General features: G+C 29.2%; 23 protein-coding genes. All 23 read left to right on the top strand.

The window, feature by feature from the left end:
- Positions 1-9: 9 nt before the first annotated feature.
- Positions 10-621: a class I SAM-dependent methyltransferase gene (locus tag EAG11_RS03735; RefSeq protein ID WP_129537968.1), complete on the top strand. Its 612-nt coding sequence runs from the start codon at positions 10-12 to the stop codon at positions 619-621.
- A gap of 2 nt (positions 622-623) precedes the next feature.
- Entirely contained in the window at positions 624-2,642 is a 2,019-nt protein-coding gene (locus EAG11_RS03730) for a heavy metal translocating P-type ATPase (RefSeq protein WP_129537967.1), read from the top strand.
- Between the two features lie 378 nt (positions 2,643-3,020).
- Positions 3,021-3,620 (top strand): hypothetical protein, encoded by a 600-nt coding sequence (locus EAG11_RS03720; protein ID WP_129537966.1) that lies wholly within the window; start codon positions 3,021-3,023, stop codon positions 3,618-3,620.
- 110 nt (positions 3,621-3,730) lie between these two features.
- Positions 3,731-4,093: a hypothetical protein gene (locus EAG11_RS03715; protein ID WP_129537965.1), complete on the top strand. Its 363-nt coding sequence runs from the start codon at positions 3,731-3,733 to the stop codon at positions 4,091-4,093.
- A complete protein-coding gene (locus tag EAG11_RS03710) occupies positions 4,093-4,755 on the top strand; it encodes a hypothetical protein (RefSeq protein ID WP_129537964.1) in 663 nt (220 codons plus the stop codon). Before EAG11_RS03715 ends, EAG11_RS03710 begins: the two co-directional genes overlap by 1 nt.
- Positions 4,756-5,117: 362 nt before the next feature.
- Positions 5,118-5,450 (top strand): toxin-antitoxin system YwqK family antitoxin, encoded by a 333-nt coding sequence (locus EAG11_RS03705; protein ID WP_129537963.1) that lies wholly within the window; start codon positions 5,118-5,120, stop codon positions 5,448-5,450.
- Positions 5,451-5,543: 93 nt separating this feature from the next.
- Positions 5,544-5,957, top strand: coding sequence for a hypothetical protein (locus EAG11_RS03700; protein ID WP_129537962.1), 414 nt, complete (start codon positions 5,544-5,546; stop codon positions 5,955-5,957).
- Between the two features lie 202 nt (positions 5,958-6,159).
- Positions 6,160-6,735 carry a hypothetical protein gene (locus EAG11_RS03695; RefSeq protein ID WP_129537961.1) on the top strand — a complete coding sequence of 192 codons (576 nt, stop codon included), beginning with the start codon at positions 6,160-6,162 and terminating at the stop codon, positions 6,733-6,735.
- A 746-nt stretch (positions 6,736-7,481) separates the two neighbouring features.
- The gene (locus EAG11_RS03685) at positions 7,482-7,661 is read left to right on the top strand and encodes a hypothetical protein (protein ID WP_129537959.1); all 180 of its coding nucleotides are present in this window, start codon (positions 7,482-7,484) and stop codon (positions 7,659-7,661) included.
- A 313-nt stretch (positions 7,662-7,974) separates the two neighbouring features.
- On the top strand, positions 7,975-8,622 hold the full coding sequence (locus EAG11_RS03680) for a hypothetical protein (protein ID WP_129537958.1): 648 nt from the start codon (positions 7,975-7,977) through the stop codon (positions 8,620-8,622).
- Positions 8,623-9,423: 801 nt separating this feature from the next.
- Entirely contained in the window at positions 9,424-9,912 is a 489-nt protein-coding gene (locus EAG11_RS03675; protein WP_129537957.1) for a hypothetical protein, read from the top strand.
- Positions 9,913-10,198: 286 nt separating this feature from the next.
- Positions 10,199-10,567 carry a hypothetical protein gene (locus EAG11_RS03670; protein ID WP_129537956.1) on the top strand — a complete coding sequence of 123 codons (369 nt, stop codon included), beginning with the start codon at positions 10,199-10,201 and terminating at the stop codon, positions 10,565-10,567.
- A gap of 730 nt (positions 10,568-11,297) precedes the next feature.
- Positions 11,298-12,017 (top strand): hypothetical protein, encoded by a 720-nt coding sequence (locus EAG11_RS03665; protein ID WP_129537955.1) that lies wholly within the window; start codon positions 11,298-11,300, stop codon positions 12,015-12,017.
- Between the two features lie 224 nt (positions 12,018-12,241).
- The gene (locus tag EAG11_RS21635) at positions 12,242-12,412 is read left to right on the top strand and encodes a hypothetical protein (protein WP_164998653.1); all 171 of its coding nucleotides are present in this window, start codon (positions 12,242-12,244) and stop codon (positions 12,410-12,412) included.
- 96 nt (positions 12,413-12,508) lie between these two features.
- Complete coding sequence (locus EAG11_RS03660) at positions 12,509-13,834, top strand: hypothetical protein (protein WP_129537954.1); 1,326 nt, start codon at positions 12,509-12,511, stop codon at positions 13,832-13,834.
- 255 nt (positions 13,835-14,089) lie between these two features.
- Positions 14,090-14,422 carry a toxin-antitoxin system YwqK family antitoxin gene (locus EAG11_RS03655; protein ID WP_129537953.1) on the top strand — a complete coding sequence of 111 codons (333 nt, stop codon included), beginning with the start codon at positions 14,090-14,092 and terminating at the stop codon, positions 14,420-14,422.
- Positions 14,423-14,573: 151 nt separating this feature from the next.
- The gene (locus EAG11_RS03650) at positions 14,574-15,866 is read left to right on the top strand and encodes a hypothetical protein (RefSeq protein WP_129537952.1); all 1,293 of its coding nucleotides are present in this window, start codon (positions 14,574-14,576) and stop codon (positions 15,864-15,866) included.
- A gap of 72 nt (positions 15,867-15,938) precedes the next feature.
- Entirely contained in the window at positions 15,939-16,298 is a 360-nt protein-coding gene (locus EAG11_RS03645) for a hypothetical protein (RefSeq protein WP_129537951.1), read from the top strand.
- Between the two features lies 1 nt (position 16,299).
- Positions 16,300-16,797, top strand: coding sequence for an endonuclease V (locus EAG11_RS03640; RefSeq protein WP_129537950.1), 498 nt, complete (start codon positions 16,300-16,302; stop codon positions 16,795-16,797).
- A 270-nt stretch (positions 16,798-17,067) separates the two neighbouring features.
- Positions 17,068-17,235: a hypothetical protein gene (locus tag EAG11_RS21630; RefSeq protein ID WP_164998652.1), complete on the top strand. Its 168-nt coding sequence runs from the start codon at positions 17,068-17,070 to the stop codon at positions 17,233-17,235.
- 12 nt (positions 17,236-17,247) lie between these two features.
- Positions 17,248-17,589, top strand: coding sequence for a hypothetical protein (locus EAG11_RS03635; protein WP_129537949.1), 342 nt, complete (start codon positions 17,248-17,250; stop codon positions 17,587-17,589).
- Between the two features lie 349 nt (positions 17,590-17,938).
- On the top strand, positions 17,939-18,817 hold the full coding sequence (locus EAG11_RS03630) for a pirin family protein (protein WP_129537948.1): 879 nt from the start codon (positions 17,939-17,941) through the stop codon (positions 18,815-18,817).
- Between the two features lie 15 nt (positions 18,818-18,832).
- A complete protein-coding gene (locus tag EAG11_RS03625) occupies positions 18,833-19,714 on the top strand; it encodes a pirin family protein (protein WP_129537947.1) in 882 nt (293 codons plus the stop codon).
- The last annotated feature ends 3 nt before the right edge of the window (positions 19,715-19,717 follow it).

The raw sequence follows: 19,717 nt of genomic DNA, 5'->3' as shown, positions 1-19,717 counted from the left end.
AAAATTAAAATGAATAATAAGCAACATTGGGAAAATGTATTCACAACCAAAACTCCAAATGAGGTAAGTTGGACTCAAGAATACCCTAAAACTGCAATAGATTATATAGAAAGTTTAAAACTATCAAAAACTGCCAATATCATTGATGTTGGTGGTGGCGATAGTAACTTAGTGGATGCTTTGCTAGAGAAAGGATATCTAAATATCTGGGTATTGGATATTTCGGGAACAGCATTAGAAAAAGTAAAAATGCGCTTAGGAGAAAAAGCAAATTCAGTACACTGGATTATTTCTGATATTACCGAATTTATTCCCGATGTAAAATTTGACTTTTGGCACGACAGAGCTGTTTTTCATTTTTTAACTGATAATGAAAATATCCAAAAATATACCTCTATTATAACTAATGCAGTCAATCCTAATGGGCATTTTTTATTAGGAGCTTTTTCAGAAAATGGACCATTAAAATGTAGCGGATTAGAAATAAAACAATATTCTGAAAAGGAAATGAAAAATACTTTTCAAAATAATTTTGAAGTATTAAAATGTTTTACCGAAAATCATATTACACCATTTAACACAACACAAAATTTTCAATTTTGTGGCTTTATAAAAAAATAAACATGGAACATCAACATAAACCCGACGAGAATAACAAGGAGGGAGTAGATTGTAAAACGCCCAACAAAAACTCTTCAAAAAAAGGGCACTCAGGATGCTGTTCACACGATGAGCCAGAAACTCATGATGATCATGACGGACACGACCATTCTGGAGGAGACCAAACAATTTTTCAGATGTTTGCTCCAGCCATAATTAGTTTTGTTTTATTGATTATTGCTATCGTTTTTGATAATTATTTACCGCAAAGCTGGTTTACAGGCTGGATACGTACAATTTGGTATATAATCGCTTATTTACCCGTTGGTTTCCCTGTACTTAAAGAAGCATTAGAAAGTGCCCGAAAGGGTTCTTTCTTTTCGGAGTTTTTACTCATGAGTATTGCTACAATTGGAGCTTTTGCTATTGGTGAATACCCCGAAGGAGTTGCAGTAATGTTGTTTTATGCTATTGGCGAAACTTTCCAAACATTGGCAGTTACCAGAGCAAAAGCAAATATTAAAACACTATTAGACCAACGTCCTGACGAAGTTACTATTTTAGAAAACAATCAGCCAAAAATCATCAAGGCAAAAAGTGTGCAAATCGGATCTATAATTCAGCTTAAACCTGGAGAAAAATTAGGTCTTGATGGCGAATTGCTTTCAGACACTGCTTCGTTTAATACAGCAGCTTTAACGGGTGAAAGCAAACCTGACACCAAAAGTAAAGGCGAAAGTGTTTTGGCAGGAATGATTAATCTAAATTCGGTTGCCCAAGTACGAGTTACAGCTTTATATACCGATAGCAAATTATCTAAGATTCTAGAAATGGTTCAGGATGCAACTGCAAAAAAAGCACCTACAGAACTATTCATTCGTAAATTTGCTAAAATCTATACTCCCATTGTAGTATATTCGGCTATCGTTATTTGTTTATTACCTTACTTATTTGTAGATGATTACATTTTTAGAGATTGGTTATACAGAGCCTTAGTATTCTTAGTTATTTCTTGTCCTTGTGCCTTAGTTATTTCTATTCCGCTGGGTTATTTTGGAGGAATTGGAGCAGCTAGTAAAAACGGAATCCTATTTAAAGGTTCTAGTTTTCTAGACATCATGGCTGCTATAGAAGTTGTTGTAATGGACAAAACAGGAACATTGACTAAAGGTGTTTTTAATGTTCAAAAAGTAGTTGCAATAGGCATTCCTGAAGCTGATTTAGTAAAATACACGGCAGCTCTCGAAACCAAATCAACACATCCTGTGGGAACTGCTATTATCGAATATGCAAAAGGTTCTGAAAAAAGCGTTTCAGTTACCGATGTAGAAGAAATTGCTGGTCATGGTTTAAAAGGAAAAGTTGATGGAAATGAAATCTTAGCTGGTAATGTCAAACTAATGAAAAAATTCAATATTAGCTATGACCCTGAGATTGATACTACTCCATTTACCATAATCGTTGTTGCCATCAACCAAAAATATGCAGGTTATTTTTTAATCGCCGATGAAATTAAGGAAGATGCTAAACAAGCAATTCAAAGTTTACATAGTATAAATGTAAAGACAGTTATGCTTTCGGGTGATAAAACTGCTGTTGTTAATGCTGTAGCAAAAGAACTGAATATCGATGAAGCTTACGGAGATTTATTACCAGAGAACAAAGTCGAGAAAGTAACAGCTCTAAAAGAAAAAAACCTAAAAATTGCTTTTGTTGGTGATGGTGTAAATGATGCTCCAGTTGTTGCATTGGCTCATGCAGGAATTGCAATGGGTGGTTTAGGAAGCGATGCTACAATTGAAACTGCTGATATTGTTATCCAAAACGATCAACCAACAAAAATTTATACCGCTATAAACATTGGTAAAAAAACCAAACAAATCGTTTGGCAAAACATCACTTTAGCATTTGTTGTAAAAGCCGTTGTATTGGTACTTGGTGCCGGAGGTTTAGCAACGATGTGGGAAGCCGTTTTTGCCGATGTTGGAGTTGCTTTACTTGCGATATTAAATGCTGTACGAATTCAAAGAATGAAATTTTAAACAGCTTATTCTATAGTAAAAGGGCGTTTATACGATTTTGTATAGACGCCCTTTTTTAATTTGAAAAATATAATTCCAAAATTAGTTCCTCTGCTTACGCAATCTTCCCGATCATTGACATAAACTATTTCTTATATTAGCTCAATATATAATAGGCTTGAGAGAGCCGAAAAAAAGTAATGTGAAATCAGGCAATTTTGGCAACAAAACAATAAACCTATTGAGATTTGGTCATTAAAAGTTTTCGAGCAAAAATTAAATTATATTCATAGTAATTCTATCTAAACAGGTTTTGTAAAAAAATCAATAGATTGCAAATTATAATTCAATATATCAAGGCAGTACACCTTCTTACAGCATTTTAATCGACATAAATAAATGGAAATAACATATACCAATCTATACGGAAAAACACTTACTGCACAACAAATTGAATCAAGTGACATTTTTATTAAAATATTTAAAGAAGATAATAGACTTAGAAAAAAAGAATTTTATGAAAACAATGTACTTTTTAATCAACTAAATTATATTGAATTAGGTAGTTCGCATCAAGATTTATTATTACAGAATACTGAGTTAATTGGAATAATTGAAATTGAAGATATTGATGCTAACTATACCAAATTTCATTGTTTTACTTATTTCAATAAAATACTTGAGAGTAAGGAATTAGAAATTGAATCAAATGGAGTAATAATAATATCACAAGACTTAAATATTCAAACAAATATTCCTATTTATAATAAAACATATAAATATTATGAAAATCAAGAAGAAGGTTATGAATTTGAATTTCAATATTATAGTTCAGGTGAACTAGCTTCTGTAATTGTATCAAACAGAGTAAAACAGTTCCTTGAGCAATATAGATTTAGCGAATTAAATCTAATTCCTAATTTTGAATGGTGGGATCAGTATTCTTCTTACTACTTGAATGCTGAGCCAGCAATACCTAATGGGATTGTTATTGCATAGGTCATTTATTATATATCTATCTCGACACCCGATTCACAAAGCGTTCGCAATTGCTGTGCATTCCATGATAAAAACTGCGTTCCCAATTTTTTAATATTAAACAAATTTATATGAATCAAAATATTATTAACCTGTACAAAATTGAATTTATAAATAAAATATCTCAATATGACCAAAAAATCACTAAAATACCTAATTTAAAAAATGATACTTTTAGCGCATTTTTGTTTGATTGGAATGCTGATGAAATCAATAAACTCCTTTTACCTGATATTGAAGAAGCTTTATCAAGTGCTACTAGCGAAATTGAAAATGGAAGCGAAACAATTAGCATAATATTATATCAAGACAAAGTTGATTTTTATGATGATAATGGATTCACTTATCAGATTACTACAAAAGATTTTAAAGAAATAGTAATAGGTTGGAGAGATTTTTTATTAACTCCACCATTAAATGGAAATAAAGTCTAATGGAAATACAATATAAAAACATTTCTGACAAATTAATCACTGTTCAACAGGCAGAATTAGAAGGGGCTCATTATAAAGAGTATCTCCAAAATGGAATAGTTAAAATAATAGAAGATAAACTTTACTCGAAAATTGAATCTGTCATTTATTATAAAGACCATGGAGAAACTGATGAAGAAATTTTCACCAAATATAAAGATATACTAACTATTACGGCATTATATATAAAAACTAGAGATAATCAAACACACCCTCCTTATATTATAGAAACTAAAGAAATTTTCTGGAAAGAAGGAGAAACATTTGTTAATCAGCAAGTAACAACAAAAGAACTAATAGATCCTTCAGGCCGAATAGGCGCATGGGAAGGATTTAATCATGAATTAGCCCCAACAGACTCAGAATATCGAGGAATAGGAAAAATATTTTATTTTGGAGCTAAGAACAATGACTATGCATATGAAATTCCTAATTTATCAACAGGATACCAAGGATATGGAAATTCTTTTGAAGTAGCTAGATTTGATCCTGGATTAAGTGATGATGATCAGGACATCGAGCTTTTTGATCGAAATGAGACTATATCATATTTAAGTAACTATTCTCAAAATATTGTAGATTGGCTCCTAAATGATGAATTTTTGCCTCCTATATCTTTTTAATGACTAAAAACAAAAAGTCTATTAAGTGAAGTCCAATTTAACTAGTTTAAAAAACTTTGCTCTTCTTTAAGTTCTAAATACAAACAACAATAACACAGAAAATCATTTTCTGTGTCCAAAAAGATTATTAAACAATGTCTGTTAAATAATCATTCCCTGCTGACGCAAACGTCTCACTCGTGAATATAAGAAAATTGGACAGAGGACATTTTTTTGATGATTGGTTGAAAAATAATGTTTTAGGATACAATAGAAATATTGTTGCAGAACCAGAAAATATAATAATAATAATAATAATAATGCAAACTTGTGCTGATTGCTTTTATATTACAGATTTAATAACGTTCATAAAATAATAAAATATGATAAGAATTAATTTTAATGATGATAGTATTGAAATAAAACATCCAGATGCAGGAGGAGGAAGTACTTACTTTTATCAAGGAGTTCCCTTTACAGGAATTATTGAAGAATTTCATAATAATGGAAACCTTATAGGTGAAATCGAAGTAAAAAACGGTTATACTGATGGCCGTATTGTACATTATTATGATAATGGTCAATTACAGGAAGAAAAATTTAAAAAATTCAATAGACTATATAATACTTATAAATACTGGGATGAGCAAGGTAATTTAATTCTGCATATTATTCATGATAATAATGGAGATGAGATTCAAAGAGTTATTGGATAATTATCTACATCCCGCTCCACAAAGTGTTCGCAATTGCTGTGTATTCCATGATAAAAACTGCATACGCGATATTTTAATATTAAGGAAAATCATATGAACCAAAATATAATAAATCAATATCAGATATCTTTTATTAATAAAATAATAGACTTTAAAGAATGGGGAAAAGAAATTAGTAAAGTTCCAAAAACTGATGACATTCATTTGACAAACTTTCTAATTAATTATAATCCTAGATGGATTAATGATGTTTTATTACCTGATGTAGAAACAGGCCTCTTAGATCCTAGTAGTGAAATAGAAAACGGCAGTGAGGGTGTTAATATTTCTTCTGCTAAAACTATTGTTACAACCTTACCTGATAAATTTACACAAGATCCGTCTCCTGCGGTATTTAATGGCGGATATAAAATAACTGAGAATGGGGAGTCTTTAATCGCTACAAAAAATAATTTCCAAAATTCAAAAATTTTTAGTGGACCAGGAGGTAATTACTTATCAAATTAAATTTTTTATCGTGTAGCTAAATTAAGAGAAGAATGGATAAAATCAAAATTACCAAATGTAGTAACTAAAGCTACTGGTCACTTTCATGTGGCAATGCTAGCTACAATAGTGTGAACGGAACAACTAAATCTTTTGTAAATTCGTCTACAAAAAATTTAATAGATAAAATTAAAACGGCAATTAATCAAGGGATAACTGGGATATGAAAAATACAGCAATATTATATTTTAGCTTTATATCATTTTTATTTTATAGCTGTAAACCTTTGTCGGTTCCAAAATCATATGATTATAATTATTATATTTTCAACACAGCTACAATTAAAAGCTTTGCTCCAATTGTATACAATAAAAATTTACTATTAAAAACAGATAAAGCAAAATACAATTTCGATCCATCTTTTTACAAAAAACAATTTGATTTTATAAAAAATAAGGATACAATGAATATATATTGTTTCTGCCTTGATGCAAACAATTATTATTTTAAAGATCTTGAGTTCAAAAAAGGTTCTTACTTCCTGAATATTCAAAAAAAATTGACAGAAATAAAAGGAGGCGACTTAATAGTTTCTAAAAAAATAAAATCTATAATATTCAAAGATTATTACAAAAATAATGACAATATACAACAGAAAGATCTTCTTTTAAATAATATGACTTTTAATGTTATTGACTTTTCAGACTCATTAAATATACAATTAGTTCCTATGAGTTTTGATGAGTTTAGGGATAATCGTTTTTTACCTAAAACTACAAATAGTGGGAACAATCAATAGCAAAACTATCATATGATTTTTTTCAACAAACTCCTTCACAAATCTTTAAATGCGGGAGTTAATATCTAATCGATAGACTTGTTCAGTAAATTAAATAAACATAATTAAAACACATATTATTTTCTATCTCTCAATGAATAAAATTTAAATAACATCTACTAATGAAGTAGAAAATTATAAACTAATGGATTCCACATATTACGAGATTAATAATCAAGAAGGAACTTACATTACAAGTTCCTCCTGGTTCTCCATTGCCCTTTTCTAACAATAAATATCAGGTTTCATTAATTACAAATCTTTTAAAATAAACCAGATAAAGCAAATAATGGAGCATCAAATACCCAAAAAAATAGGATACAAATAATAACATAAATAGTATTAAAGACTATGCCAACAACGTCAACGAATTATAAATACTATCCCGCTTTATCAGATTTGATAAAGCCAGAGGACTTACCCGATTTTTTAATTTTATTAAAGATGACCTTCAAGGAGTTTTTGACAAAATATACTATAAAGATTACGTAAGGCAAACATGAGTACTGCTAAAGTTGTTCTTGTAAAAATTTTGACGGATATGACTAAGTCAGGGATGCCTGACTCTGATTATTATCCTAATTTTATAGGTAAAAATAAAATAAAACGATTAAAAGACACCTTATTTCAATCATTTGTATATGTCGAAAATTTAGAAACAAGTAAATTTACATTAAACATGTCAGAGGTTCCTGGATTTCAAAAAAATGGTACTTATTATAAAAGAAAAAATAAATGATGTAGAAGTAGATATGGAATATATTCATAATCTTGACAAAAATGGAATGGTGCCAGGAATACAAGATGTTTTAATTGCTAAACTAAATAAAGAAGCACCTCAATTTAGAGATTATATAAAAGTGTTTATTTTGCCGTTAATAGACTAAATTCTGACAACAAACCATTAATGGGAAGGTCAAATGGCATAGGGTCCAAAGCATGTGTAATATACAAAAGACGCAATATACCAGTTCTTATACATGAATTCTTGCACACAATAGACTTATGTCACACACATATAGATGAAAATGGTCTAATAGAAAACCCTCATCAAAAATATGTTTATCCCAAATATAATGCTGATCCAGATAGTGGTCCTCTACATACTACAGATAATATTATGAGCTACAATTTTAATAAAATGAAGTCAACATGGAAAAGGCAGTGGAAAATACTTAAATCAATATGAAATAAAACAATATGAAAAAATTAATCCTTCTATTGATGGGCGTTTGTCTTTTACCAGTAAACTGTAAAAGTCAGGATCGTAACCATAATCCCGTAAATAAAAATAATATCACGAATAAAAAATTAGATGAAAAAATTATAAAGTCACTTCTCCCATTAATAGTAGGCAAAATTGTAAACGATACACTTTTCTTCTTAGGTCAAAACTCTGCAATTAATACTATGAATGATACGTATGTCTACATAACAAAGCCGATTAATAAAAATTTCAAAAAGATATTTGTTTATGACAAGAATACACTCATGCTTAAAAGCGAAGGAGAACTTTTTACTTCAATGCCTATTGGAATTTATAAATTTTATGATGAGAAAGGAAACCTTATCAAAAAAATTGATTACGAAAAAGGCTTTGAGAACTTTACTATAAATGATCTATTGCTTAAAGTAAAAAAAGAATTTAAAATTAACTTAAATGATCCGATAAATGAATTGTCGGTTAGCAGAGATATTGGAAAAAAAGATAAAATTCCAATATATGTAGTTAGAATTCCTGTCACAATTGATTCGTTAATAAAAATAAGATTTATTGGCATAAATGGAATTACTGGAGATATTGCTTATGATAGAGTTTTTAAAGATGTTCAATGGGGAGACGATTAATTAACCACGACTTCCAACGTACCTTTTTGTTTCTCTAATGAACCATCTAGTCTTCCATTATTTTTAATATAAAAATGATTTCACTACAATTTTATATTCTGAGTGAATTTTGTTAAAACAAGTTTCTTAAGCTCTAATTAAAAGTTCCTGCAAAGCGAAACATTTACATAGTAATAATAAGCAAATAATGAAATTGCTTTGCTCCTATTCCTAAACTTTCTCAAGTGAAAATTCACAAAAAAACGCTAGAAGAAAGTAGGATCCGTTAAAATCTAAGCTTACACAATTATTATAAAAACTTTCTACTAACAAGCAGAAAGTTTTTATAATAATCCCAGCAAATACAATTACCCTCGACAAGAAACTTGTACTACAAGTTTCCTTAGCTTTCAATTGGATTATTTGAAATCCAAAAATCAACTCATACTGGCTCTTTTCTAACTCTTCGTTTTTAATTAGACGCCAGTTATTTTTTTCGATAGCACAAAAATTAATAAACACTTTTAAAAAGCTACTTTACATAGTTGTAAAGCAAACGAACAGTTGTTTTTTTTCTACTCAAAAATCGATCAAATTTGCTAAGAACAAACCAATAGATAAGCTTAAAAAAATTGATCTAAGTAATAAAAATATGATAATTGATAGCGAAATTGAAGCTGTTTTTAAACAAGGAAATTATATGACTTTTAGTCATAGTAATGATGGATCTTTTAAAGCTTGGACTAACACTGAATTATTTATATATCAAAAATTGATATTAATTTCGAGCATGGTGGATATAATAAGGATGATATTACGTTTTTGGGTTCATTCCATCTCTATCAACAAATTTCATTTACAGGATTTGAAACTAATCTTGATTTAATGATTCCCAAATCGGCAACAGTACCCGCTTTTCTATTTCATTTTATTGAAGAATACGATCGCTTGGCAGATTTTGATGCTGGAATTTCATTAGCTATTGATTCAACAACTGATGCATTATTAATATACTTTACTGGAGGAGCTAGTGTATTGAGAGATTTACAGTATTTAAAACACACGGCAAAGATTGGCAGGGCTTTACAGAATGGTTTATCTGCAACTGAGGCTGTCGAAGTTTGGAGAGGATTTGAAGTGGGAAGTGAAATTATAACTATCACAGCTGGAGTTTTAGCACAAACAAATAGTTACTTAATAGCTAGTGAAAACAACTTAGAAAAAAGAAAAATTATTAAAAAATATCAAAAATTTATAATTACTACAATGTTTTTGGCTGGTGGAGCCTCAGTAACAGTGAAAGAGGTTTAAATTTACAGATTATATCTGTATTCAAAGAAGAACCGATGACTTAATTAAATATATTGATGAACCAAGTATTAAACCAATATTAACTTCGTTAAGTCATGAAAAAAAACTTAATTTTATTGATACCTTAGGTGATACAGCACTTGGTTTAAGTTTCAGGATAAAGCAAATTCAATATCTCCAGACAATTGGATGGGGTTAATTAATAGACAAAAAAAGATTCCGCCGATAATAACACCACAAGATGAAGAAATACTAGCAAAAGGACATTTTAAAGCAAAATAAAATTATGAAAACAATTGATTTAAGTACAATAAATCCCTACGGATTAACAGAAGCAATACTAATTGAAAAAAAAGTCACTAACGAAATTGTTTTTAAAGTAAAAATTTTTAATACAAGCTTCAATAAAATAGTTGATTGGGTACCATTACATTCAAATTCTAATGTAAATAGTTTAGTTTATCTTTTGAATACAGATTTATATTTTGCTTCAGAATTTACAAAGATTAATCAACTACAAGAGTTTTTTGATCAACTTTTATCTATTAATGAACATATTGATTCTACAATAATAGAAGAATATAATGCCATTAAGCAAATATGTGAATCAGCTCTACAAAATGGGAATTCTCTATTTTTAAAATTGGATGATTAATTATCAGAAATATCTCGCCCCACTAACGTATGAATCGTGTTTTTAATTTTATACCAAGCCAAATTCATTTGATTTTTTTGGTTGAAAAATGGAAATTCCCCACGCTGACATGAGTATCTTGCACATGAACTAAAATTGTTTCCTAATATTAGCTCAAAAAAAGAAATGAGTAGAAAACACAAATTTAGAGAAAAGACTCGTGTTTATTTTATCAGTTTTACTACTGTCTATTGTATAGATATACTTACAAGAGCAGAATACTTTGGAAATGTTATTGAGTCATTAGGTTATTATCGTAAGCATAACTCTTTGGATATTACATCATGCCTAATTCCATTTATTTTTTAAATTAGAAGATAAAATCTTTAGAGTTCTATTTCTGGACATGAGTAAGGTGCTCACACTAAAAGGCGTAAAGTTAGAATACATATAAAATCTACACAATAAAGTTACCCCAAAGCATAAAATAACTTTTACAAACCTAAAATTTAAGCCATCTAAAGGGACTTTTTTATAAAAGTTCCTCATTCATTTGCTACATATAAAGCTTCACAATTTGCGAAATTTACTTATGATCATTGGGCTACTGATAATATCATGGACTATTCAGATGTTCAATCAACTAATCCTTCTACCTTTACTGTAGGATTACCAACTATATCTCTTTATGATTGTCAAGGTAATATAGCTCATCAATATGTTAATCCTGAACCATAAAAAAGGATAAATTATGAAAAGTAAAATTATTGTGTTAATGCTAATAGCAATTGTATCATGTAGTGGTCAAGAAATAAAATACAACTTTAAACTTACTAAAATAAAAATATCACAACTAAATTCAGACTATAAAAAAGTTGACTTAACTCTATATAATCAATATAAAATTAAGCTCGAAAAATCAAATGAAAATGATTTAGCTATCTCAAATAAATCTAAGAGTAGCTTTAAAAATTATTTTTACAAATCCTATGATTCCTATCATCTAGACGAATATGATAAAAATAAAAAATTAAAAGAAACAAAAGTAAATTTTGACAATAGTGTAGATATCACTGAAAATATTGATGAATATTTTGATTATTATGAAACCTATTTTAGTAATGGAAATATTAAATCTAAATTAATCTCTTCATGGTTAGGATTTAGTGTTGGGAAATCATACAAATATGATGAGAATGGAAATATTCTAGAAGTTAAAGATTGGGATGAAGATTATAAATTTACTTTTAATAATGTTTTAGTCTTTTTGGATAAAATGTCTATCAAAATTCAAAAACCATCACCAATTCAGATTAGTAAAACTAATACTAATGGCATAAAAACATGGAGTATATTATTTCCCAACATTGTAATCAAAAAAAATATAACATATATATTAAGTGGTCTCGACGGCAGTGTTATAAATCAACATGAGGAAAGTTTACCTAGTTTTAAGCATAAAGATTTTTAAAAGAACTTATAAATTAATATATATTCTATTAGTTAGATATCTATCTCTTTAAGACAAAAAAAAGTAAATGTAAAATTACCCAAAAGCAACTTAATTATAACGTTTTCTAATATTTTATTGTCCAACGGAATACTTTAACTTAAAATGTAGTAATATAACTTAAGATAATAAATTAATAGCTATAAAACGTAGTTCACTGGTTTCTATCGTTATTAATTGTCTTTTTGCAAATCCTCGAATTATCGGTATCACCTTACTTTGCATTTCTCACTTCAAAAAAGCCTATAAAAGAACTGAATATCGATGAAGCTTACGGAGATTTAATATCAGAGAACAAAGTCGAGAAAGTAACAGCTCTAAAAGATAAAAACCTAAAAATTACTTTTTGTTGTTAAATTAGCACTAACAAGCTTTTATTCAATTGATTCAATGCAGTAATTTGATCTTGCTTTGTGTAAAAGCTTTTTTAACCAAAATTTAATCTACCTACTATGAAACACCTATCAATACTTTATTTTGCATTGTTATCATTTTACATCTCTGCTCAGGAAAAAACAACTCATGCAATAAAAATATATGTAGAAGATGCTGAGACTGGAAAAAATATTGATGATACTAAAATAACTCTTGAAGGCTTTGAGATCCCTGCGATTGTAGCTAAATATGATACAAAAAATAGCTATTATTACTTTAATGAAATTCCAACTGGTTATAATACCATTATGAGCTATCATAAAAAATATAATGAAAAAGGATTTCAAAATGTTGCAGGATTACCGAAGGAGTTGAAGTTACAATTACATACTCCTTTTAGAGTCAAAATCTCTGAAGATACCACTAATTTTTATAAAGAAGACGATTATCGTATTTACATATTATTTAATGATCCTATTTTAAATACATTAAAAAGCTGTCCAGATTTCGATTCGAAATCATTGTGTTTTGCTAAGGAATACATAACAGAATTCTACAAAAATCTCATTGTTAAAGATGAATTAAGTTTTGGGGCTTGGAGCTTAAAAGCTATAGCAGTAGAGAAAAAAAATAAAAAAAAGTTTAAACGATTTAATGATCCCGTAATTAAAAAAATAGCAACTGATAAAAATATTTTTGCAATTTATACCATCCTTCTGCTAACAAAAGATAAACAAAAAACATATTTCGATCAAGATGGAACTCCGAAATATATCCCAAAATATATTAAATATATTCACTGTGATAACCTGACAAATAATTATAAAAGCAATCCGTCTTCAGTAATCAAAGCTTCTGAAGTATCACAACAAGAAAAAAGAAATAATTCTTCTTCAAATATATATAGTGATTTTAAAGAAAAATTAAAAAATGGTCTGATAAAAAACAATATTTATAAACGTAACAAGAAAGAAATTGATCTTTTGTCCAATTCTGATGAAATAAGAATTAATAATGGAGAATTATTAGATAATTTTAATACTAGTGATACAATAGTAGTAAGCTGCCCAAAATTAAATACTATGACAAGCATACCTACTGGGCCAAATTATCTAAAACAATACATAGCCACTTCCGATGTTTTATCATACAATGAAATTACAAATCTTATTTATAAAAGCGGTAAATTTTCCTATCAGATTAATTATGATTTAGATGATATTCTTGAATACAAAAAAGAAAATTTTCTTATTGATCTAAAAGAAACAACAAATAGCGAAATACAAATTTATAAACTAAACAATAATATAGCATCTCCAACAGGTACAATGGATTTAATAGAATATTACAATTTATTAGGAATTAAAGCACTTCAAAAAATCGAAAAAAATATTAAAAAATAATTACAATAAATAACAAATTTTTTAATCCCCTCGCTTGTCCTAAAATAGGTTCCCCCTGCTGACGCGAACGTCTCACTCGTGGATATAAGAAAATTAGACAGGGGACATTTTTTTGATGATTGGTTGAAAAATAATGTTTTAGGATGCAATAGAAATATTGTTGCAGAACCAGAAAATATAATAATAATAATAATGCAAACTTGTACTGATTGCTTTTATATTACAGATTTAATAACGTTCATAAAATAATAAAATATGATACGAATTAATTTTAATGATGATAGTATTGAAATAAAACATCCAGATGCTGGTGGTGGAGCTTATTACTACTATCAAGAACAACCATTTACTGGTTTTTTTGAAGAATTTTATTCTAATGGTAATCTCATTGGAGAAATCACCGTTGTGAATGGCCACGTAGATGGCCGTCAAACCCAATATTATGAAAATGGGCAAATAAAAGAAGAATGTTTCGAAAAATTTAATACATTATATGATACTTATAAATATTGGGATGAACAAGGTAATTTAATTCTGCATATTATTCATGATAATAATGGAAATGAGATTCAAAGAGTTATTGGATAATTATCTACATCTCGATCCACAAAGCGTTCGCAATTGCTGTGCGAAGTTTCCCGAACCACTTTATATGAAGTTCTTTGCATTCCGATAACTTCAGAACTTAAAAAATTACTTAGTGTAAAACCTTTTTTAACCAAAATTTAATCTACCTACAATGAAACATCTATCAATACTTTGTTTTGCATTATTATCATTTTGCTGCTCAGCTCAGGAAAAAACAACCCATGCTATAAAAATATATGTAGAAGATGCTGAGACTGGAAAAAATATTGATGATGCTAAAGTAACTCTTGAAGGCTTTGAGATCCCTGCGATTGTAGCTAAATATGATACAAAAAACAGGTACTATTATTTTAAAAACAACGACCGCAACAACTACACAATTATATATGTAGATCATAAAAATAAAGAACCGCAAGTTATTAAAATAAAAAAAAATCCTGCTCAAATCAATTTAAAATTATTTAGAAAAGGAACAACTGTTGAAACAGAAACAGAATATATAAAAATTTGGAAAAAAGACAGTATTGATAATAGGCAGAGAGAGGATTCTGTAATCAATACTATACATAAAAGGGTATCGACATTAGACCATCATAAAATATTAATATTATTGAAAAATTCATCTAATTTATCTTACTCTGAAATTAGAGCTCAAATAGATTCTTTAGTAATGCCATATGGGCTAGAATATGTTGATGATCTCGTTCCTAAAATGTATTTTATAAAATTTTACGGATTAGAACATTGTTCATCTCCTGTTGGAGAAAATTCAATTATTTGCAATATTGACAAGAATAAATCTTTAAAGCAATTCTTTAAAGAAAACACAACTCGAATAAGTTTCCTAGGAACTACAATTTGTGGCAGTGAAGATACAATTACGGATTTTTTCAGCGAAAATGACCAACCATATAACAATCAATACGACTGGAAAAAAAACTGTTATATCCTACCTTATCGAAAAAAAAGTAAAAAAGTATTTAGAATAGAAAATGATCCAGTCTTAAATAAAATTATCAGAAATACAACTTACCTTGAATTTGGTAAACTTAAGTACAATGAATTTGAAATCTATGAGCGTAATCTGACCAGTAATAATCAATTGACAGAACAAATAAAAGATTTTGATAAAAAATTATCTTTAGAAGTTAAAGAATTAGATTCTAAAATAATGAATTATAAATTTTTAAGCAAATATGATAATGATTATTCTCGAGTATTGCTTATGGATTACAACATAAAAAACTTATATCTAGATAACTACAATTTAAATGAGCCAAGATATCTTGCTGCGCAAGTAAATCCTCAATTCAACTCCAGTTGGAAACATTCTTTTATACTTGATGAAGAATTATTCTACCCACAAAAACAAACAACAGACTTCCACAACAAAACATACTGTACCCTCCAAAGGTATATAGGTTACACCTTTTTATTTGAATAAAGTCAAGGTGTCTGACTGTTTCTTTATTACAAAAGATTTTAAAATGATAATGTCAAATTAATAAAAAAAGTTATGAGCTTAAAACAATCTGAAAAGTTAAGATTAGATGATACACAAGTGCAGTATGGCGGATGGGATGATGATGGCTATCGCAAAATATTATATAATGAAACTTTTTATACTGGATATTTGGTATTAGATAGAAACCTCAATGGTAGCGTAGCATTTGAAAAAGAATATAAAAATGGAAGCCATTTGGGCTGGGATAATGAATATAATCAAAATGAACAACTTATTAGGACAACTTTAACTGTTGGAGAAACTAGTTTAGCTTTTTATGAATATGATCTCAATGGTAATCAAATTGGAGGCGGGAAATTAACAGATGATGGGTATTACCAAAAAATGGTATCTAAATACAAATTAGACTAGAATGATTTTAGCAATAGATGTTCATTATAAAGAAAACATAGCAAAAATTGTAGCTATTTTGTTTAATTGGCAAGATGAAACTCCTCAAAACATAATTGTCGAGCAAATTGCTAGCATAGAGGAATATATTTCAGGTGAATTTTACAAAAGAGAATTACCTTGTATTGAGAGCATTCTTAAAAAGGTTAATTTAGATGAAATCAAAACCATTATAATTGATGGACATGTATATGTTGACAATAATAGGGAGTTCGGATTGGGTGGTTATACTTGGGAAAGCTTAAGTAAAGAAATCTCTGTTATCGGTGTTGCAAAATCTTCATTTTTTAGAAATAAAAATACCGTAAAAGAAGTGTTCAGAGGTGAAAGTAAAAAACCTCTTTATGTTTCATCAATAGGCATTAATTTAGATATTGCGGCTTCCTTTATAAAAAACATGCATGGTGCATTTAGAATTCCTACTCTTTTAAAAGAACTCGACAGAATTACAAAAGAATAAAATTCTAACCTATCATGTATCCCAACACAACAATAACACAGAAAATCCTTTTCCGTATCTACAAAGATTATTAAACAATGTCTATTAAATAATCTTTCCAACCCACAATTTAAGCCACAATAAAAGAACTTGTTTATACAAGTTCCTAGGCTTTCACTAAATGGTTTAAACTACAAATAAGCCATAATTATTAGCCAAAAAATATACATCCTGAAAACCAAAGTTAATTTAAAGGTGTTCTTATACTATTTAAAAATAATCCTTACTTTTATGGGAACAAATTATGATGTTAGTACAACAACAACATATCGTTCCATATTTTCTGATGGTACAAAAATTGAATTTATACACAGAAGTCATCAATTAGATCCTGTTACAGAAAGATTACAAACAGATCATTTATCTTTGATGACAATTGTTAAACAATATGCCCCTTAAAATACAAAGAGCATGAAAAAACAAGATGAATTAAATTTAAAATTTTATAAAAAAATAGGCCCCTTTAATGAAATCGGATATATTTTAGATTCAAGCAATGCACTTGGTGAATACAAAAAATTAAACTTTATTCAAGTATTGCCTAAAATTGTCATTATTGATTTAATAAACACAATTAATTTAATACAAAATAACCAACCATATGATTTAGATTTTCTTAATAGTGCAGAAGAATTTTCAGTATTTGATGTGGTTTTTTCTAGTCCTTATTTTTCAATTGATGGCTATCAAACAATCCATTTGAATGATTTTAAAATACTCTTACAAGAATGGTTATCATTTAGAAATTTATAATACCTCGACTATTTAGATATCCCAACACAACAATAACACAGAAAATCCTTTTCCGTGTCTACAAAGATTATTAAACAATGTCTATAAAATAATCTTTCCAACCCACAATTTAAGCCACAATAAAGGAACTTGTTGATACAAGTTAGGCTTTCCCTAAATGGTTTAAACTACAAATAAGCCATAATTACTAGCCAAAAAATATACATCCTGAAAACCAAAGTTAATTTAAGGGTGTTTTTATACTATTTAAAAATAATCCTTACTTTTATGGTAACTCACTTCTTAATCTACATTAAGTTACATTTTTCATAATGAGAGTAACTTTGTATAACAATTAAACAAAAGCATTATGAAAACTAAAAATATAGAAATAGTAGTAGCTCCAAGACAACCACATTTTGTTGGTGATGGATTTAGAGTACATAATTTTATTCCAAGTGTACCACAATTAAGTATGAAACGCATGAGTCCATTTATCATGCTCGATTATAATTCAAAGTTTTATTTCCCACCTACAAATACTCCAAAGGGAGTTGGCGTGCATCCGCATCGTGGTTTCGAAACGGTAACAATTGCCTACAAAGGCAAAGTAGCCCATCATGACAGTAGCGGAGGCGGTGGAGTAATTGGTGAAGGCGACGTACAATGGATGACAGCAGCTTCGGGAGTTTTGCACAAAGAATATCACGAAGAAAACTTCAGTAAAACTGGAGGTGATTTCCAAATGGTACAACTTTGGGTAAACTTACCTGCAAAAGATAAAATGTCGAAACCTAAATACCAAGGTATCACCAATGATGAAATTAGTAAATACGAACTTCCTGAAAATGGCGGTCATATCGAAGTAATCGCTGGAGAATACAAAGAGGTAAAAGGAACAGCATCTACCTTTACCCCTTTGCATTTGCTTAACGCAAGATTACTTAAAGGCGGAAAAGCAACATTTAATTTTCCTGCAACTTACAACACAGCTTTATTGGTTATAGAAGGAAGTATTACTGTAAATGATGATACAAATGTGCCAACTGATCATTTAGTTTTATTTAAAAATGAAGGTGAAGATTTTCATATCGAGGCACAAGAAAATAGTATCGTATTAATTTTAAGCGGTGAGCCAATTAACGAACCAATTGCTACTCACGGGCCTTTTGTAATGAACACACACGAAGAATTAATTCAGGCTGTGGATGACTACAATAATGGTAAATTTGGAACATTAGAAGATTAATTTTAAAAATATAACATGTCAAACGTAAATCTAATTATTGAAGAACGCGCTGCCAATATTGGTAATTTTATGGTTGGTAGATTATTGCCTTTCCGTGAGAAAAGAGCCGTTGGACCATTTGTATTTATCGATCATATGGGACCAGCACATTTAAGCGACCATGAAAACATGGATGTTCCGCCACATCCGCACATCGGGTTATCGACACTTACCTTTTTGTTTGAAGGGAGTATCATGCACAAAGACAGTTTAGGAACCGAAATGGAGATTAAGCCTGGAGCTGTAAACTGGATGACTGCAGGAAAAGGAATTGTACATTCTGAGAGAACACCCGAATATTTACGCAAAACAGACAAGATGCTTCATGGTTTACAAATTTGGGTAGCACTGCCTAAAGAATTGGAGCAAATGGATCCTAACTTTGTACATGTCGAAGCTGATGATATTCCAGCTTGGGAGAAAGATGGTGTCTCTTATAAACTAATAGCAGGAGAAGCTTTTGGAAAAAAATCGCCAGTACCAGTATATAGTCCGCTTTATTTTATTGAAATCAAAAGTACAACAGCTCAAAAAATAAACATCGGAAAGGATTTATTTGGCGAAAGCGGATTGTATATTTTAGAAGGAAGCATAAAAAGTGGCGAACATACTTACGATCCAAAACAAATCCTGATCGCTAACGACAGTACGTTATGCGAATTTGAAATCGCAGCCAATACTACCGTTTATATATTTGGAGGAACTCCTTTTCCTGAAGAACATTTTATTTTTTGGAATTTCGTTTCCTCAGACAAAGAGCTAATAGAAAAAGCAAAACGAGACTGGACAGCTCAGACTTTCCCTAAAGTTCCTGGCGAAACCGAATTTGTTCCTTTGCCACAACCACAAATACGATAAATT

The organism is Flavobacterium sp. 140616W15, from assembly GCF_003668995.1.
In the GTDB taxonomy this organism is placed as follows: domain Bacteria; phylum Bacteroidota; class Bacteroidia; order Flavobacteriales; family Flavobacteriaceae; genus Flavobacterium.
This window is presented reverse-complemented; position numbering and strand designations above follow the sequence as displayed.

Excerpts from the sequence above, each read along its gene's own strand:
- EAG11_RS03720 (WP_129537966.1), top strand. The coding sequence starts at position 3,021 with ATGGAAATAACATATACCAATCTATACGGAAAAACACTTACTGCACAA.
- EAG11_RS03700 (WP_129537962.1), top strand. The coding sequence starts at position 5,544 with ATGAACCAAAATATAATAAATCAATATCAGATATCTTTTATTAATAAA.
- EAG11_RS03645 (WP_129537951.1), top strand. The coding sequence starts at position 15,939 with ATGAGCTTAAAACAATCTGAAAAGTTAAGATTAGATGATACACAAGTG.
- EAG11_RS03705 (WP_129537963.1), top strand. The coding sequence starts at position 5,118 with ATGATAAGAATTAATTTTAATGATGATAGTATTGAAATAAAACATCCA.
- EAG11_RS21630 (WP_164998652.1), top strand. The coding sequence starts at position 17,068 with ATGGGAACAAATTATGATGTTAGTACAACAACAACATATCGTTCCATA.
- EAG11_RS03630 (WP_129537948.1), top strand. The coding sequence starts at position 17,939 with ATGAAAACTAAAAATATAGAAATAGTAGTAGCTCCAAGACAACCACAT.
- EAG11_RS03660 (WP_129537954.1), top strand. The coding sequence starts at position 12,509 with ATGAAACACCTATCAATACTTTATTTTGCATTGTTATCATTTTACATC.
- EAG11_RS03655 (WP_129537953.1), top strand. The coding sequence starts at position 14,090 with ATGATACGAATTAATTTTAATGATGATAGTATTGAAATAAAACATCCA.
- EAG11_RS03670 (WP_129537956.1), top strand. The coding sequence starts at position 10,199 with ATGAAAACAATTGATTTAAGTACAATAAATCCCTACGGATTAACAGAA.
- EAG11_RS03710 (WP_129537964.1), top strand. The coding sequence starts at position 4,093 with ATGGAAATACAATATAAAAACATTTCTGACAAATTAATCACTGTTCAA.
- EAG11_RS03695 (WP_129537961.1), top strand. The coding sequence starts at position 6,160 with ATGAAAAATACAGCAATATTATATTTTAGCTTTATATCATTTTTATTT.
- EAG11_RS03730 (WP_129537967.1), top strand. The coding sequence starts at position 624 with ATGGAACATCAACATAAACCCGACGAGAATAACAAGGAGGGAGTAGAT.
- EAG11_RS03650 (WP_129537952.1), top strand. The coding sequence starts at position 14,574 with ATGAAACATCTATCAATACTTTGTTTTGCATTATTATCATTTTGCTGC.
- EAG11_RS03625 (WP_129537947.1), top strand. The coding sequence starts at position 18,833 with ATGTCAAACGTAAATCTAATTATTGAAGAACGCGCTGCCAATATTGGT.
- EAG11_RS03680 (WP_129537958.1), top strand. The coding sequence starts at position 7,975 with ATGAAAAAATTAATCCTTCTATTGATGGGCGTTTGTCTTTTACCAGTA.
- EAG11_RS03715 (WP_129537965.1), top strand. The coding sequence starts at position 3,731 with ATGAATCAAAATATTATTAACCTGTACAAAATTGAATTTATAAATAAA.
- EAG11_RS03635 (WP_129537949.1), top strand. The coding sequence starts at position 17,248 with ATGAAAAAACAAGATGAATTAAATTTAAAATTTTATAAAAAAATAGGC.
- EAG11_RS03640 (WP_129537950.1), top strand. The coding sequence starts at position 16,300 with ATGATTTTAGCAATAGATGTTCATTATAAAGAAAACATAGCAAAAATT.
- EAG11_RS03665 (WP_129537955.1), top strand. The coding sequence starts at position 11,298 with ATGAAAAGTAAAATTATTGTGTTAATGCTAATAGCAATTGTATCATGT.
- EAG11_RS03735 (WP_129537968.1), top strand. The coding sequence starts at position 10 with ATGAATAATAAGCAACATTGGGAAAATGTATTCACAACCAAAACTCCA.
- EAG11_RS03685 (WP_129537959.1), top strand. The coding sequence starts at position 7,482 with ATGGTACTTATTATAAAAGAAAAAATAAATGATGTAGAAGTAGATATG.